Here is a 16,181-nt window from a genome sequence, read left to right as displayed (position 1 = left end):
GTTAACAAAAAACCAAATTGGTAACATTAAATAAACCATAAAAGTTATTACCAATAAAATCTATATTGGTAATAAAGTGAATGTAAAATTGGTTAATATTTGTTTGACATTGTATTTAACTATTGGTTACATTGTGCTGTCTGTACACAAAAAAGTATAATGCGAGAGCACACATGATGAAATTAAATAAAATCAGTTGCGCAATAAAAGCGGGCACGACTAGTCGCTTTCTGAGCAAATCAGTCTATGCGTCAACTTTAGCTTGTATGTTGGGAATGCCAGCAATGGCACAACAAAGCGACGACGCAGCAGCCGTTGATGATACAACCGAAGTGATTGCGGTTACTGGTGTACGCAAAACCATCCAAGACTCCATTAGTATTAAAAAATTATCCACAAGTATTGTTGATGGTTTGTCGGCTGAAGATATTGGAGACCTTCCGGCTCTTTCAATCGGTGAAGCACTAGAGACGCTAACTGGTGCTTCGTCTCACCGTGAGCAAGGTGGCGCAACCGAGATTTCAATTCGTGGCTTAGGTCCATTTTTAGGTAGCACAGTATTCAACGGTCGCGAAGCCGCCAATGGTAGTGGTGACCGTTCGGTTAATTTCTCGCAATTTCCATCAGAACTTTTTAATAAAATAGCAATATACAAAACCCAAGAAGCCAGTTTGATTGAAGGTGGGGTGTCAGGTCAGATTTCGTTGGAAACGATGAAACCGTTAGACTACGGCAAACGTCGTTTCCAAGCGGAAGTTAAAGGTAACTGGAATCCCGCAGAGAGTGACATTGATAACAGCGCTCGAGACTTTGGATCACGCATTACCTTAAGTTTTGTGGACCAAATTGAGACTGATAAATTAGGCGACATTGGTTTTTCAATTGGTGCGCAAAAGAATCTAGCCACTAACCCAGAACAAGAAGCTCGAACTACAAGTGGCTGGAGAGATTGTCGCGTCGACCCTACTACTTCAAATGGTGTGTATGACGACGGTGGCGATTGTGACAATGGTGGCATCAATAACCAAGTTGATCCCGCTACAGGTGTTTCACCAGATGCAGGCGTTCCTTATGTGTTTGTTCCTAGTTCTTACTCTTATCGCCAAAATACCACCGACGACGACAGACAGTCTATTTTTGGTGCGATTCAGTGGCGACCAAACGAACAGTTTGAAGTAAACATCGATGCTGAATACTCCAATCGAGACTTCAATGAAATTAGAAATGATTTAGTTTTTGCAAGTAGCAGAAGATTAGACGACCCAACGGTATCACGTGATGGACAATTGCCAGTAGATCTTGTCATTACAGAGGATGGTTCATTGATTTCTGGCACTTACCGACAACGAATTGAAACTCTAAGCACTTATTTAGAACGTTTAGAAGAGTACAAAGGTGGCGGAATATCATTTATCTATGATGCCAGCGACGTACTCTCGATTAGCGCTGATTTATCTATTTCTGAAACGCAACGTGAAGAAAACCTCTATCACACGCGTTTGCAGTCTGAGCCAACTGACATTTTAGGTAATCCTGTAGCTGGTGCTGCGGACGAAGGTTATATTAATACCGCGGTTGAAATTGGTCAAAATGGTTCATTAATACCCATTATGACCGTCAGAGATTTTGATGTAACCAATCCTAATAATTTCGCTGACTCAGCGCGAACACGTGTTGATCTAAACCAATTCCGCAACAACAAAATAACGGCTCTTAGAACTGACTTTGAATATTTAACTGATAGTGAAGTGATTAGTCAGTTGAAAGGTGGATTGCGATTTTCTAAATTGGAATTTGATAGTGCCCCTAGAGCACGAGATGAATACACTAATAACGACGACAGTGTGATGTATGAAGCCATCGCCAATTGCCAAAACAGTAGTTTTCCTGAAAGTGGGTTTTTATCTGCGGTTACCGGTGGCCAACCATTGATCACTAATGTCGATGCAGATGGTAATGTTATCGCGCAAGGAACAGGTAATGCTTTTGCCTCATTTGACCCGCTGTGTATCGCTACCGCAGTGATTGGTGGTGCACCGGTCATTCCTGAGCCAGAACAGACTGTTGCCAATGTTGATGTGCAAGAAGAAACCTTTGCAGCCTATATACAGGCTGACTACGACACGCTAATTGGTGATTATCCAGTGCGTGGTAACTTCGGCATACGTTACGTTAAAACAGACGTCACCTCTATTGGTCTAAGAGGGCCGTTAGAAGCCACCATAACCGAAATCGATGGTATTCCCAGCATAACCAGCATTGATTTAGTGAGTGGCGCAGACCTAATTGCGGTAAAAGGTGGTAGTAGTTATTCAGAATTGTTACCTAGCTTTAATATGGTCATGGAGTTGAATGACGAAGTGTTATTGAGAGGGGCGTTATTCAGAGCGTTATCTCGACCTTCTCCATCAGATATGGGCTTTGGACGTGTTTTTACAGGGTTAACTGATGAAAGCGAAGGCGTTGAATCAATTGATGTGGCTATAGGTACGGCCATCGCAAATGGTAACCCAAACATCAAACCTTTCACTTCTTGGAACGCTGATTTGGCAGTTGAATGGTATCCCAACGACGATACTATCTTGGCCTTTGGTGGTTACTACAAAACCTTCGAAGGTGGTTTTGAAAACGTTTCTACCAATGAAACATTTACCGTAGACGGTCAAGCATTAGATACCTTAGTCACGGTTCAACAAACCACTGACGATACTAGCACCATATATGGTGTTGAAATGACAGCTACACACGCCTTTACTTATCTACCAAACTTCTGGAGTAACTTTGGGGTTAAATTAAGTTACAACTGGGCTGATTCTGATTTCGAAGTTGAAGACGCTAACTTTGGGGCATCTAATATTGTTGCTGCCGATGGAACAGTAACTGAACGAATTGGACTGGTAGATTCCGCTGAGATTTTTGGCTTCTCTGAAAACGTCATGTCTGGCCAGCTTTATTACCAAGATGGTGGATTTAACGTACAACTAATATACAAGTACCGTAGCGAATATTTCCAACAATATGTCTCAACGCCAGGTAACTTAAGGTATGTTGGTGATACAGGTGTTTATGAAGCGCGTGCTAGCTATAAGTTGAATAAAAATATCAAATTATCTCTAGCTGCGATTAACTTGTTTGATGAACCTAAAAGACAATTTATCCCATCTCGTGAAAATTTTGGTGAGATCAATGTTTACGGACCTCGCATATTTGCTGGGATCCAATACAAGCTATAACTAATTGGCTAGTCACTTTCCTCGAATTAGGAAGTGATTAGCCACGTTATGTAACAAAATGAGCTAGCTGTAGTTTATTTACTGAGAGCTCTTTTCTATTTTTTACACTATCTAATTTCAACTAATTAGTAACAAGAGCAATATTATGTCACGCAGCTTTTTCTATATCATTTTTACCTATGTAGTTATTGTCTTATTCAGCCAAAACACAATCGCTAAAGAATACTTAGTCAAAACGCCTGATGAATATAAAAAAGCTTCATCAGACTTAAGCCCAGGTGATGAAGTTGTGCTCGCCAATGGTGTGTGGACCGATTTTGAAATTTTGTTCAAAGCCAAAGGTACTGAACAAGCACTTATCACTTTACGCGCTGAAACCGCCGGTAAAGTTTTTTTAAGCGGATTGTCAAATTTGCGTTTAGCGGGTGAGTATCTTTTGGTGTCGGGTCTCGTATTTAAAGACGGTTACACGCCAACCGGCGAAGTGATTTCTTTTAAACAAAATGATGACAACTTGGCTAATCATAGTCGGGTAACGCAAGTAGTGATTGATAACTTTAGTAACCCAGAAAAATTTGAACAAGACAAGTGGGTGGTCATGTATGGTAAACACAACCGATTTGACCACAGCAACTTAGTAGGAAAACGTAATGGTGGCGTCACCATGGCAGTACGTTTACAAAATGAAAAAAGTCAGCAGAATTATCATCGAATTGATCACAACTACTTTGGACCTCGACCCATATTGGGCTCGAATGGTGGTGAGACTTTACGAATTGGTACTAGTCATTATTCGTTGACTGACTCTTTTACTACCATAGAAAACAACTACTTCGACCGTTGTAATGGTGAAGTAGAAATCATTTCTAACAAATCCGGTAAAAACCGCATATTGAATAATGTGTTCTTTGAGTCTCGTGGCACTCTGACACTGCGTCATGGCAATGGTAATTTAGTTGAAGGTAACGTGTTTTTTGGTAACGGTGTCGACCATACTGGCGGAATTCGCGTTATTAACCGCGATCAAATCATTCGCAATAACTATATGGAAGGCTTAACTGGATACAGATTTGGTAGTGGTTTTACTATTATGAATGGTGTCCCTAATTCAAAAATTAATCGCTATCACCAAGTTGATAATGCTTTGATTGAAAACAATACTTTAGTTGATGTTGAGCATGTGCATTTTGCAGCAGGTAGCGACGCTGAGCGAACCGCAGCTCCTATCAACAGTCAATTTCAGAACAACCTAATTTTTAACAACAAAAACACCGATGGGATCAGCATTTTTGATGATATCAGCGGTGTGAAATTTACTAACAATTTGCTATCTGAAGGCATCGAACCGACCATTAAAGAAGGCTTCGAAGTTGCTGCAGTAACAATGCAAAGAGCGGAAAACGGTTTGTTGTACCCGGTGGGAAAAAACCAAACTGTAGGCACCTCAAAGTCTTTACAACCGATACAAAAACAACAAGTGGGTGCGAGCTATTACCCTAAGTCAGAACCTGATGTTGCCTTTGATTCTGGAAAAGTTATTCAAGTTAAACCTGCTGAAAACGCAATATTTAATGCCATCAAAAATGCCAGTTCAGGTGATGTACTGATGTTAGAAAACGGAGATTACAATATTGGTAAAGTCATTAAACTAACTAAAACTATTACTATAAAAGCGAAGCATAGAAAACACGTTACGCTGTACCCTGAACGCTCTACTTTTGTTGATATTAATAATTCTGGAAGTTTGAAGTTAGTTAACTTAATCATTAGTGGCAAACGTGCCCCAGATTCAGCAGGCAACACTCTTATACGAACTTCAAGAATTCCAATGCAACGGAATTACCGTTTAGAAATTGAAGGCAGTATTATTAAGGACTTGAATGTTAATCATTCATACCACCTTTTTGACGCTGGAAATAGAAGCTTCGCGGACAGCATGAAAATTGCGAACAGCACTATAACTAATGTTACGGGTGATATATTTCGCCTCAATAAAGAAACGGATGATTTAGGGATTTACAACGCCGAGTACATTTATTTCAACAACAACTTAGTTGAAAATGTAGAAGGAGCGGTAGCTAAAGTATACCGAGGTGGCACAGACGAAAGCACCTTTGGACCACATTTTATTATGCAAGGCAATGTGCTTAAAAACATAGGTAAGGGAAAACGCAATAAAAATGCTGCGTCGGTATATCTGCATGGTGTGCAAGTTGCGCAAATCAGTGACAATAAGTGGATTGATTCAGCATCGGTAGATATCGAACATACAGTAGGTGAACCAGTAACCGCAGTGACTAATAATGAATTTACCAATACTGTGGCACCAAAAGTGGTTGAGCTTAGGGTCAAAGGCCCACACACCGCCAACCTAAGCAATAATAAAATTAATATGAAAAAATAAACTTAGTTGCTAAATAACACGACACGAGTAGTGTGGTGTGAAGTCGTTTATTTAGTCAATTTAAGTTACTTGTTTTCGTCAAAAATCACTTGGATTTCATTGATTTTTTTATTGATAGGGTTTTGCGAAATACAAATAGATATTGAGTATTAGTCGTTAGGAGCAGAAGTTTTTTCTACTTATTTAATGCTCAACGATAAGATTTTTTAGCCGAGTAAAACGAGAAGATGTATATGAAAATGAAAAATTTACGCTGGTGGGTGATCGCGTTAATCGCTCTGGCTACCGTTATAAACTATATTGACAGGCAAGCGCTGAGTGTACTTTGGCCCTATATGGGCAGTGAAATCTATCCCGAAAAAAATGCTGACCAACTCAAACAAGTGTTGGGAACGGTAAGCGTGGTATTTTTATTCTCCTATGCGATCGGCCAGGCAGTGTTCGGCAAAATTTTTGACTGGATTGGCACACGTTTAGGTTTCGTTTTATCCATAGGTGTCTGGTCTTTAGCAACCGCGTTACATGCATTTGCTCAAGGCATTTTAACCTTTAGTATTTTCCGCGCACTTCTAGGTATCTCAGAAGCAGGAAACTGGCCGGGTGCAGCAAAAGCTAACGCTGAGTGGTTTCCAAGTAAAGAACGTGCTTTAGCTCAGGGCATTTTTAATTCGGGCGCAGCAATCGGTGGTATTATTTCGGTGCCACTTATTGCGTATTTAGCGTTATTTTTTAGTTGGAAAGTTATTTTTGTCTTAATAGGCATAGTGGGGCTTTTATGGTTAATCCCATGGTTAGTACTAGTTAAAGCGCCACCCATTAAACATCCTTGGATTACCGACGAAGAACGTGAATACATCTTATCGGGTCAGAAAGCTGTTTCTGCTGATGGAAGTGAAGATAAAATTAATGAATATGTACCTAGCTATGGTGAGATGTTAGGCCGTAAAGAAAGTTGGGGAGTAATAATCGCGACAGCCGCTATTGATCCCATTTGGTGGTTATTTATTGTTTGGATACCCACCTACCTTGTAGAAGTTTACAATATGGATGTGAAAGGCTTAGCCATTATTGGTTGGGTTCCGTATGTAGGTGCGATGTTTGGTGCTTGGTTTGGTGGTCTTTTATCTCAAAATCGAATTAAAGCCGGTTGGAGTGTTAACAAAACTCGGAAAGCGGTCATTGTGCTGGGCTGTTTAATTATGCTGCCTTCACTGTTACTGTTGTCTAATCCAGGGAGCGCTAACGCTGCGGTGCTTATTATGGCTGCGATACTATTTGGTTTCCAAACATCTATTGGTAGTATTCAAACCTTACCAAGTGATATGTTAGGTAAAGACAGTGTTGGTTCGTTAGCTGGTTTCGCTGGAATGGCCGCGAAATTCTCAGCAGCAGGTCTAACTGCCATGGTGCCAATTTTGACTGCTGGCGCAAACTACCAAAATGTATTCATTCTTGGCGCGGCGTTGGCTTCAATCGTAATGGTAAGTATCTTATTCCTTTGCCCTAAGATAGAGCCACTAAAAAGTAAAAGATAATTCTAATTAAGGTTCGCAAGTTTTGGCTTGCGAACAATATCCAAGGTGTAATATGCAAAAAGTAGTGTTGTTTGGCGAATGTATGCTTGAACTTCGTCAAGCAAAAGATGGTGTAATGAAGCAGTCTTTTGCGGGTGATACCTTTAATTCAGCAGTCTATATGAAACGCATTTTTGCACAGCAAGATATTGCTTTTATGACTGCCGTTGGGCAAGACACCATTAGCCAGCAAATGGTGGATGCATGTACTGCAGAAGCATTAAATAACCAGCATATATTTGCTGAAAGCGAGCGGAACCCTGGCATTTATTTGGTGCAAACCGATGATCAAGGGGAACGTTCGTTTTTGTATTGGCGTGATAGTTCTGCGGCTAAACAAGTTATGCAATATGTCGATCAGCAGGCTATCGACGAACTTTGTAAAGCTGACCTGTTTTTCTTTTCGGGCATTTCTTTAGCAATACTAGAGTCACAAGACAGAGATGCGTTTTGGTCGATGATAGCGCAGCTAAAAGAAGCGGGTGTGAAGATTGGATTTGATCCAAACTATCGTCCTCGTTTATGGAATAGCCCCGATGAAGCAAAAGCAGAGTTCGCTAAAGCGTATGCCGCAAGCGATATTATGTTGCCGGGGGTTGACGATTTTAAACAGCTCTACAATATTGAAACCCTCGAGGATATCTTAGCGTTTTGTGAGCCATTTACTATCAATGAAATGGTGCTTAAAAATGGTCCAGAGAGCGTTTATTGTCAGATAGATGGTCAACTCACCCATGTTGCCATTACGCCGGTTTCCAACGTTGTGGATACGACCTCTGCAGGTGACTCCTTTAATGGTGTGTATTTAGGTGCCAGATTAGCGGGCCGAGATGTCACATCCTCTGTTGAGCTAGCAGCCGCATCGGCGGCCATAGTTATCCAACATCCAGGTGCCATCGCGCCAAGTAATGCATTCGATAATATTCATTTAGCTGTCAAATAACTACAGTTATCTTCCACAAGCCACCATGCATTAAATACTGCTGGTGGCTTTTTTTATGCCCTACCAAAACACTTCAATATCATATTGAACATAAACACTGTGAATTTACATTCCATTCTTAAATAAGACATATTTATTACATTGCATTAAAATTTGAGGTGTTTATGACGATTCTGGTGTTCCCAGCTGAGCTAAAATCACAGGAAAAGCGTTGCGCTGTGTTACCTGTTAACGTTAAAGCGTACAAATTATTAGGGGCCACAGTGCAGGTGCAAGCTGGTGTTGGCGCGGCTATACATGTAACTGATGAAGAATATGCTGAAGCTGGCGCAGACGTTGTAGCGAGTCGCAGCGAACTATTAAGCAACGCTGATATTATATTAAGTTTGCATAAATTAAATGTTGACGATTTAGTTAGTGTAAAACCAAACACAATGATTGTGAGTTACTTAGACCCTTTCAACGAAAAGGACTTTGTAACTAGTTTATGTGATAAAAACATCACTAGTATCAGCATGGAAATGATCCCGCGTATTAGTCGCTGTCAAAAAATGGATGCACTGAGTTCTCAAGGCAGTTTGGCCGGCTACGTTATGGTGATGCAAGCAGTGAGTCAATTGAATAGCGTTTTACCTATGATGATGACTCCGGCAGGTACCCTTAAGCCTGCCAAGGTATTTGTTATTGGCGCTGGTGTCGCCGGTTTGCAAGCTATTGCAACAGCAAAACGGTTAGGAGCCAGTGTTACCGCATTCGACACACGCACTGTGGTAGCTGAACAAGTACAATCTTTAGGCGCTAAATTTTTGGATATCGATTTAGGCGAAACCGGCGAAACCGGGCAGGGTTATGCCCAGGCTTTAACGCCGGAGCAAATGCAAATTCAGCAACGTGAACAAGCTAAATGTATCGCCGATTCAGACATAGTGATCACCACAGCGCAATTATTCGGGCGCAAACCACCTCAACTTATTGATCTGCCAACAGTAGAGTCGATGCAACCTGGCAGTGTGATAGTGGATATGGCTGCCGAAAATGGCGGTAACGTCGAAGGTTCGATAGCTGGTGAGGTGGTTAAGCATAATGGTATCACCATTATTGGCACCGGGAGTTGGGCTAACGGTGTAGCTAAACATGCGACTCAAATGTACGCCAACAATCTGTTTAATCTTGTCAGTGAATTTTGGCACAAAGAAGACAATATTTTTGCCTTGGACATTGAAGACGAAGTGCAATCTGGCTGCATCATCACGTATCAGGGGCAAGTAGTGAATGCCATGCTCCAATCTATCTATGCCGCTAATAATTCATCAACAAACGAAAAAGAGGAAGCCTAATGGACGCCGTTTATTTACTGTTTATTTTACTACTGTCGATTTTTGTTGGTTTTGAGCTTATTCAAAAAGTCCCGGCAACCTTACATACACCTTTAATGTCTGGCGCCAATGCCATTTCTGGTATTACCGTTGTAGGCGCATTGGCGTTAGCGGGCAGCGACACCATGGGAGAATATGCTGCTTATCTAGGTGCATTTGCAGTCTTTCTGGCAACCATAAATGTTGTGGGTGGATATTTGGTGACAGACCGAATGCTCGCAATGTTTAAGAAAAAGCAGTAGAGAATTATGATGATAGAAACAACCACAACCGATCTTATAATCAACTTCAGTTATGTGCTTGCCGCAGCATTATTTATTTTTGGCCTTAAGTTATTAGGGCATCCTTCATCGGCGCGAAAAGGCAACTTTTTGTCTGCTGTAGCCATGCTGATTGCCATTGTTGTGACTATGTTCGACAACAATATTGTTAGTTTTCAAATAATAGCCATTGCGATGTTAGCAGGCAGCATTTTGGGCGTGTTTGCCGCCAGAATGGTCGCCATGACAGCCATGCCCGAAATGGTATCCTTACTAAATGGCATAGGTGGGCTTGCTAGTTTGTTCGTTGCTTGGGCAACGGTTGCGGGGACTAGCGACTACGGTGTTTTCACTATGGTTGTTACCTTTCTAGCCTTACTAATAGGTGGTGTGACCTTTTCTGGCAGCCTTATCGCATGGGCAAAACTCAGTGAACGTATTACTGGGCGCTCGGTCACCTTTTCTGGGCAAGTGGTATTCAACAGTGTATTAGTCTTGGTAATTATTTTTGCCGCCTACCTATTTGTAGCGCAACCGGCGATGGTGGCTGGTATAAATATTGATTTTAATGTGGTGTTATATACCGCTATGGCTTTGGCGCTGTTGTTTGGCATCATGTTGGTATTACCCATTGGCGGCGCCGACATGCCAGTGGTTATTTCGCTGCTCAATTCCTACTCCGGACTCGCCGCCTGTGCTGCTGGATTTGCACTACACAACAACATCTTGATCGTTGCGGGTTCGTTAGTTGGCGCAAGTGGTATTATCTTGACCAACATCATGTGTAAAGCAATGAACCGTTCTTTAAGCAACGTGTTATTCAGTGGTTTTATGCCTGCAACTAAAACCGACATGGTGATAGAAGGGGAAGTGAAACCGCTATCTGCCGATGATGCCTACTACGTGCTTGAAGCCGCACAATCTGTAGTGGTTATTCCAGGTTACGGAATGGCTGTCGCCCAAGCGCAGCACGCCATGAAAGAACTGCAACAACTGCTAGAAGAAAATGGCGCAGAAGTGGCCTACGCGATTCATCCAGTCGCAGGCAGAATGCCGGGGCACATGAATGTATTACTAGCCGAAGCCGACGTTTCATATGAACAACTGTTCGAAATGGACGAAATCAACAAACGAATCCAAAACTTCGATGTGGCTATGGTCATTGGTGCCAACGACGTAGTGAACCCAGCGGCGCGAGAAATGAAAGGTAGCCCGATTTACGGTATGCCAGTCATTAACGCTGACCTTGCGAAAAATGTCTTTGTACTAAAACGCGGCATGGCCTCGGGTTTTGCAGGCATCGATAACCCTCTGTTTTTTAAACCCAACTGTCGAATGATATTTGGTGACGCAAAAGAAACGTTAGGTTCGATGATCAGACAATTTTCTGATTAACACCGAAGTAAATGCTTGCTGACAACAAGGCTGATTAAAAACTCAGCAATGAGTCATGATAATGTCACAAAAAACTTGCAAGCAAGGCGTTGCTCGCTATAATGCTCGCCTCTTGAAGATTGCTTGATGTAACCTTTAAGCCCATGCGAAGCCAGTGTGATGGAATTGGTAGACATGACGGATTCAAAATCCGTTGCAGCAATGCGTGGCGGTTCGAGTCCGCCCACTGGTACCAATCGCAATAACGATGAACCGACTTTTAGTCGGTTTTTTTGTATCTGAGGTTTGGAAGTTGGGGTTTGCGGTTACTTTTGAGCGAGTCATGTGCACATCCCTGACCCCAGATTCTGTTTGGTTGCAATTACCCATATGATAATGAATGATGAGCTTCTCCATGAGAATGCTGAAAAAGTAGGCCTCAATCCATTTAAAGGTTAGAATTTCGAACAACTGCCTCTCTCACAGGTTAGCGAAAAACTGAGTTACCGTTGGCATACCAAAACAAGATGGGAAGTTTAATAAGGCACTCTATGTTTGTAAGTTTACTCAAAAAGTTATTTGGACGTAATGCTAGTGCAGAGTCAACTGAGACCACAACTAACAATCAAGCAACGTCATCTCCCATAGATTCAAAGCGGTCTGTTAAATCAGATGCACAGGAAACCGCGGCATTAGAGCATAAAAATAATCAAGCACGTGAAGAGGCATTAGCTGAGATTGAAAATTCTCAGATTGAGTTACGCCGCGCAGATGTATTGTTTTACGATTACTTACTAAGCACTCCCTCAGAGGGTTTCGTATCTAAGCTAGAACAAGAGCTATTGGTGAACATTAACCAAATTCTGAGCAGCCCTTCGAATGTCGTAAGTTCACTACCTAAGTTGCCTCACTCAGTAAATAAATTGATGGGCCTTCTGGAATCAGATGAGTTTGATTTATCAGCATTTTGCAGTGTGGTAGAAAAAGACCCAACGGTAGCCACACAGTTGATTGCGGTTGCTAATAGCGCACATTACAACCCCAGTGGTTCGGATGTTTCTGATATAAGACGTGCCTTTGCTTTGTTAGGTAGTCAAGGGGTTAAAGAACATGTGTTGTTAGCCTATGTTAAAGACTTGGCCAATGTGCCAAAAGTCTACTACAAAACATTCGGAGAAAAGATTTGGGTACATAGTGACGAAACCGCAGTTATTTGTCGTGAACTCGCCAAGCAGCGTGGATTAGATCCCGATACCGGATTTCTTATTGGTCTGGTGCACGACATTGGGAAAATATTTATATTCAAATTGATAGTAGAAGCATTCAGAAAGTCACACCCAGATGAACAGTTAGGTTCTATGGTGATTAAAAAGTTATTACATCAAAAATCGCTGCAATTGAGCATACTGATCACCGATCAATGGCAAATGCCCTCGGTTATCGTTAATGCGATCCGCGATTTAGCTCAACAAGCGAATAATCCAAATGCAACGCCTTATGGGAGTTTACTGATTGATGCTAATTTCATTAATGAATGGCAGTTGTTAATTGCAGCAGGTTTGGTGTCAAACGACGAGTTTGAGTTGGCCAAATTGCGCAAGCCTCTGTCAGCAGACGCTTGTAATTATATTGCTCAATCGGAATAGGCTTAGGCGGTTAGGTTCTTAAAAACTAACCTTTAATTCCGCGAATTAGTGTGGACGAAACTAGTACTAACTTTGTAGATAGGGCTTAACATTGATTCTTCATTTTCAAAAAATCACCCTGTTATTTTCGGCTTGTTGGTGGTGTTAAATCTCTCCTAGTATTAACCGCGTTTGTTGCCTGCAGGACTGCAATATATTTTCTACTGAACGCCTATCATCTATTGTTCGTGAGATTGCTACTGCCCCGATAATCATAGAAGTTAAGGAAATTATATTCTCTTCTTTGCAGGTAGCGTCAACGCCAGCATAATCCATAATTATTTCATTCATTTTCTTGTAGGCTTCTGCATAGGCGTCTTTCGCGGCTTTATCTCGTGACACTATATCGGTTGCCAAAAAAGCCAAAGGGCAGGGTTCTTCGCCCCTTACGTGTTCTACGCTAAGGTAAGCATCTAGTAATTGACTCAGCCACTGTTTTGAAGAAATATTCTTAGGTTTCTTTTTGGTTAGTTCACTATTCATCGCAGAGTATTTTAGCGCTTCGCTATATAAGTTAGATTTGCCACTGAAGTGAGTATAAAAGGCTCCCCTAGTGAGTGAGCAAGCTTCCATTATCTCGTTCACAGTTACTGAATCAAATCCCCTTTTGGAAAAAAGTTCCCGAGCACTATTAAGTATTTTTTTTCTGGTTTTCTCTTTATGTTCTTGTGAGTAAGGCATTACATATCTCAATACTTTATATATGATCTTTATCATATAAAGAATGTTGTTAGGATCAAGCCTTACTTTCTAGACCAAGGGTCTCAAATGTGATTTATGCAATGTTTTTTCTTTCTATGCTTACGATAGTTGTCGGCTTGATAGCCGTTAGAGCGCGGTTTATTAGTATTAAAAGTGGCCAAATGTCTATTGAATATTTAAAGTTGATGCAAGGACAGGACGTACCCGAGATGGTGACAAGAACGACACGCTGCTTTAATAATTTGTTCGAAGTTCCAGTTCTTTTTTATGTTGTTTGTACACTGTATATCGCCTTGGGGATTGAGAGTTTTGTGGCGACTGTTATTGCTTGGCTGTTTGCGGTCTTCAGGCTCTCTCAAGCATTTATACACATAAACTGCAATTCTGTTAGGCATCGAATGGTTGTATTTGGATTGTCTGTTTTGTGCGTATTATTGCTCTGGGTTAATCTCGTTGTAGTAAAAATATAACAAGTTAAATGACGACCTCAAAATTTAAGAGAGCAGTTTGGCTTTGTCCTAAAGGGGGATTATTAGTCGTGAACGTCACGTACTCTGTATTGCTCTCAGGTTCAAAGAGAATGTCTTCATGGTACCTACAGTGAATGCTTTCAACTAAATGGTGAGTTAGCTTGTGATTCTTCTGGCACTTAACTTTCTCTAGCAAACCAGGTTAGTAAAGTATTTGTTCGCTAGACTTTGGAAAAAACACTCACAAAATTCCATGCTTGGAGCGATAGTTGTTTAAATTACCTATGAATCAATTTCTGAAAGATGAAACAAGTTACGCTGCGTAAAGCAGTCTCCACAGAGTTGCAAAGCCTTATTAAGATTGATGAGGAATCTAGTCGACTTTATGAGACGTCTGGAATTAAATTTGATTTAGATAATGAGCATCCATTTGTGGTGGCTGAATCTAAGAGGTGGGCAAATGCAATTAGTCAAGGCCTTGCCTATGTCGCGTTAGATCATAATGGGATAGCGGTAGGCTTTGCTACATTCTGCTTAGTTGACGCTCAACCTTATTTAGATCAACTATCGGTGCACCCAAATAATATGCGTTTAGGAATAGGTACAAAGCTACTCAATAAAGTCATCTCTTGGAGCGGCAATAGACCGCTTTGGCTAACAACCTACGCAAACGTACCGTGGAATAGACCTTATTATGAAAAACGCGGATTCAAACAGGTGCCTGAAGGAGCTTGTGGACTAGCGCTCCGAGAAATTCTTCACAAACAGCGCTTAGCACTTCCAAGCCCAGACGAAAGAATAGCAATGGTACGCCACGGACGATAGTACTTCACATTTCACGTAAAATAACATGCGCCAGTAAACTAGCAGAAGCGCCACTATATCCTTGTTTTGTGCTTAAATAGAACAAAATCAATCGACTAGGTTATGGCCTGCTATTGCGGGGGCGATAGGTGCTGGTGGTAGTTTTAATTTACAGAGAATATTAATGATTATTAGATATGCTACTTTTAAGGATTCCGCTAAAATCGCCGAAATCTACAACTTTTATGTTGTTAATACAGCGGCCACTTTTGAAGAAACTCCAGTCTCAAGCGAAGAAATATCTTCTCGGATAACAAAAGTTCAAGACGCTAATTTACCATGGATTGTTGCCCTCAAAGACGATGCAATCGTAGGTTATGCTTACGCAACTAAATGGAAAGAGAGAAGTGCGTATCGCTTTTCTGTTGAGTCAACTATTTATCTTTCTAGCCAAGCTCAGGGAAAAGGTTTGGGCACGCAGTTATACAAAGCACTTTTGGTTAAACTCAAATCCCACGGTATTAACAATGTAATTGGTGGTATCACTTTGCCTAACCCTGCGAGTGTTGCTTTACATGAAAAACTGCAAATGCGAAAAGTTGCGCATTTTCCTCAGGTAGGTTTCAAGTTTGGTAAATGGTTAGATGTTGGGTATTGGCAACTCAATCTTAGGGATTGACAAAACCCTGTTGTCGCTCACTTACAGCACAACCATCTTAATGTTTAAAGCCCGTTTACATCGGGTGAATTGATTGTTATTTCAAGGCTCAAACGCCGCGCTTAGCCAAAAAATCACACAGATGCTCTCTTTTGGCTGGCCGACTTAGATTGTTCGATTTTGATATTTTAAATAGAGCAACTAATTGATTTTAGAGGCGTGAAACGCTTTAGAAATAGCAAAGCTGTCTTCCATCCAATTCCAACTTTTTACTTTGCCATCCACTACATGTACACGCACTGCCCAAGTGAATTTTCCGGTATCCACACCAGTATTATTAGCAATGGCACTCATGGTGCCCATGAAAACTGCCTGCTCTCCATTTTCAAAACTAAAGTCGGTTGTCCAGCTAGTGACTGTTAACCCTGCGCCAAATGCAGGCATAAAGGTTTTGAAAACCACATCTTTACCTTGCCAAGGACCTATCCAAGGAATAGATTTGTCGCCTTCGTTGTGCCACACAAAATCATCTGTCATCAACTGGTTTAGTACTTCTCCATTACCTGATCCCGCCGCTTCTAAGAATGCTTGAGCAGTAGCCAGTGTGCCTTGTTCTGTATCTTTAGCCTGTACTAAAGAAGTTACTAAGCTGCCGATTACTACTAAGGTTAAAATTAATTTATTTTTCATTTTGAATC

General features: G+C 41.3%; 13 protein-coding genes and 1 tRNA gene. 12 read left to right on the top strand and 2 right to left on the bottom strand.

Annotation, left to right across the window (positions count from 1 at the left end):
• The first annotated feature begins 173 nt into the window (after window positions 1-173).
• The 9 genes from KO534_RS15055 (at window position 174) to KO534_RS15015 (ending at window position 12,810) form a co-directional block, all read left to right on the top strand.
• A complete protein-coding gene (locus tag KO534_RS15055) occupies window positions 174-3,233 on the top strand; it encodes a TonB-dependent receptor (RefSeq protein ID WP_215930480.1) in 3,060 nt (1,019 codons plus the stop codon).
• A 145-nt stretch (window positions 3,234-3,378) separates the two neighbouring features.
• Window positions 3,379-5,637 (top strand): polysaccharide lyase 6 family protein, encoded by a 2,259-nt coding sequence (locus KO534_RS15050; RefSeq protein ID WP_215930479.1) that lies wholly within the window; start codon window positions 3,379-3,381, stop codon window positions 5,635-5,637.
• A 233-nt stretch (window positions 5,638-5,870) separates the two neighbouring features.
• Window positions 5,871-7,172, top strand: a complete 1,302-nt coding sequence (locus KO534_RS15045) for an MFS transporter (protein WP_215930478.1) — start codon at window positions 5,871-5,873, stop codon at window positions 7,170-7,172.
• A gap of 52 nt (window positions 7,173-7,224) precedes the next feature.
• Entirely contained in the window at window positions 7,225-8,154 is a 930-nt protein-coding gene (locus KO534_RS15040; RefSeq protein WP_215930477.1) for a sugar kinase, read from the top strand.
• Between the two features lie 164 nt (window positions 8,155-8,318).
• Window positions 8,319-9,491, top strand: coding sequence for an NAD(P) transhydrogenase subunit alpha (locus KO534_RS15035; protein ID WP_215930476.1), 1,173 nt, complete (start codon window positions 8,319-8,321; stop codon window positions 9,489-9,491).
• Window positions 9,491-9,772: an NAD(P) transhydrogenase subunit alpha gene (locus KO534_RS15030; RefSeq protein ID WP_215930475.1), complete on the top strand. Its 282-nt coding sequence runs from the start codon at window positions 9,491-9,493 to the stop codon at window positions 9,770-9,772. Before KO534_RS15035 ends, KO534_RS15030 begins: the two co-directional genes overlap by 1 nt.
• A gap of 9 nt (window positions 9,773-9,781) precedes the next feature.
• The gene (locus KO534_RS15025; protein WP_215931209.1) at window positions 9,782-11,185 is read left to right on the top strand and encodes an NAD(P)(+) transhydrogenase (Re/Si-specific) subunit beta; all 1,404 of its coding nucleotides are present in this window, start codon (window positions 9,782-9,784) and stop codon (window positions 11,183-11,185) included.
• A gap of 150 nt (window positions 11,186-11,335) precedes the next feature.
• Window positions 11,336-11,420 (top strand) — tRNA-Leu (locus tag KO534_RS15020).
• 295 nt (window positions 11,421-11,715) lie between these two features.
• Entirely contained in the window at window positions 11,716-12,810 is a 1,095-nt protein-coding gene (locus KO534_RS15015; RefSeq protein WP_215930474.1) for an HDOD domain-containing protein, read from the top strand.
• A gap of 144 nt (window positions 12,811-12,954) precedes the next feature.
• Here KO534_RS15015 and KO534_RS15010 read toward each other — a convergent pair whose 3' ends face one another.
• The gene (locus KO534_RS15010) at window positions 12,955-13,530 is read right to left on the bottom strand and encodes a TetR/AcrR family transcriptional regulator (protein ID WP_215930473.1); all 576 of its coding nucleotides are present in this window, start codon (window positions 13,528-13,530) and stop codon (window positions 12,955-12,957) included.
• 101 nt (window positions 13,531-13,631) lie between these two features.
• Here KO534_RS15010 and KO534_RS15005 point away from each other — a divergent pair, with 101 nt between their 5' ends.
• The 3 genes from KO534_RS15005 (at window position 13,632) to KO534_RS14995 (ending at window position 15,504) form a co-directional block, all read left to right on the top strand.
• Window positions 13,632-14,021, top strand: coding sequence for an MAPEG family protein (locus KO534_RS15005; protein WP_289849118.1), 390 nt, complete (start codon window positions 13,632-13,634; stop codon window positions 14,019-14,021).
• A 303-nt stretch (window positions 14,022-14,324) separates the two neighbouring features.
• On the top strand, window positions 14,325-14,846 hold the full coding sequence (locus KO534_RS15000) for a GNAT family N-acetyltransferase (RefSeq protein WP_215930471.1): 522 nt from the start codon (window positions 14,325-14,327) through the stop codon (window positions 14,844-14,846).
• A 163-nt stretch (window positions 14,847-15,009) separates the two neighbouring features.
• Window positions 15,010-15,504: an arsinothricin resistance N-acetyltransferase ArsN1 family B gene (locus tag KO534_RS14995; protein WP_252732167.1), complete on the top strand. Its 495-nt coding sequence runs from the start codon at window positions 15,010-15,012 to the stop codon at window positions 15,502-15,504.
• Window positions 15,505-15,684: 180 nt separating this feature from the next.
• On the opposite strand, the gene KO534_RS14990 is transcribed toward KO534_RS14995, so the two are convergent.
• A complete protein-coding gene (locus KO534_RS14990) occupies window positions 15,685-16,173 on the bottom strand; it encodes a nuclear transport factor 2 family protein (RefSeq protein ID WP_215930470.1) in 489 nt (162 codons plus the stop codon).
• Between the last annotated feature and the right edge of the window lie 8 nt (window positions 16,174-16,181).

The sequence above is a fragment of the Paraglaciecola arctica genome (assembly GCF_018861065.1).
Taxonomy (GTDB): Bacteria; Pseudomonadota; Gammaproteobacteria; order Enterobacterales; family Alteromonadaceae; genus Paraglaciecola; species Paraglaciecola arctica_B.
Note: the sequence above shows the minus strand (reverse complement) of the source record. Positions and strands in the feature narration are given on the sequence as shown.

Coding starts and splice junctions, on each gene's coding strand:
- KO534_RS15055 (WP_215930480.1), top strand. CDS start 174: ATGATGAAATTAAATAAAATCAGTTGCGCAATAAAAGCGGGCACGACT.
- KO534_RS14995 (WP_252732167.1), top strand. CDS start 15,010: ATGATTATTAGATATGCTACTTTTAAGGATTCCGCTAAAATCGCCGAA.
- KO534_RS15030 (WP_215930475.1), top strand. CDS start 9,491: ATGGACGCCGTTTATTTACTGTTTATTTTACTACTGTCGATTTTTGTT.
- KO534_RS14990 (WP_215930470.1), bottom strand. CDS start 16,173: ATGAAAAATAAATTAATTTTAACCTTAGTAGTAATCGGCAGCTTAGTA.
- KO534_RS15015 (WP_215930474.1), top strand. CDS start 11,716: ATGTTTGTAAGTTTACTCAAAAAGTTATTTGGACGTAATGCTAGTGCA.
- KO534_RS15000 (WP_215930471.1), top strand. CDS start 14,325: ATGAAACAAGTTACGCTGCGTAAAGCAGTCTCCACAGAGTTGCAAAGC.
- KO534_RS15040 (WP_215930477.1), top strand. CDS start 7,225: ATGCAAAAAGTAGTGTTGTTTGGCGAATGTATGCTTGAACTTCGTCAA.
- KO534_RS15025 (WP_215931209.1), top strand. CDS start 9,782: ATGATAGAAACAACCACAACCGATCTTATAATCAACTTCAGTTATGTG.
- KO534_RS15010 (WP_215930473.1), bottom strand. CDS start 13,530: ATGCCTTACTCACAAGAACATAAAGAGAAAACCAGAAAAAAAATACTT.
- KO534_RS15050 (WP_215930479.1), top strand. CDS start 3,379: ATGTCACGCAGCTTTTTCTATATCATTTTTACCTATGTAGTTATTGTC.
- KO534_RS15045 (WP_215930478.1), top strand. CDS start 5,871: ATGAAAATGAAAAATTTACGCTGGTGGGTGATCGCGTTAATCGCTCTG.
- KO534_RS15005 (WP_289849118.1), top strand. CDS start 13,632: ATGTTTTTTCTTTCTATGCTTACGATAGTTGTCGGCTTGATAGCCGTT.
- KO534_RS15035 (WP_215930476.1), top strand. CDS start 8,319: ATGACGATTCTGGTGTTCCCAGCTGAGCTAAAATCACAGGAAAAGCGT.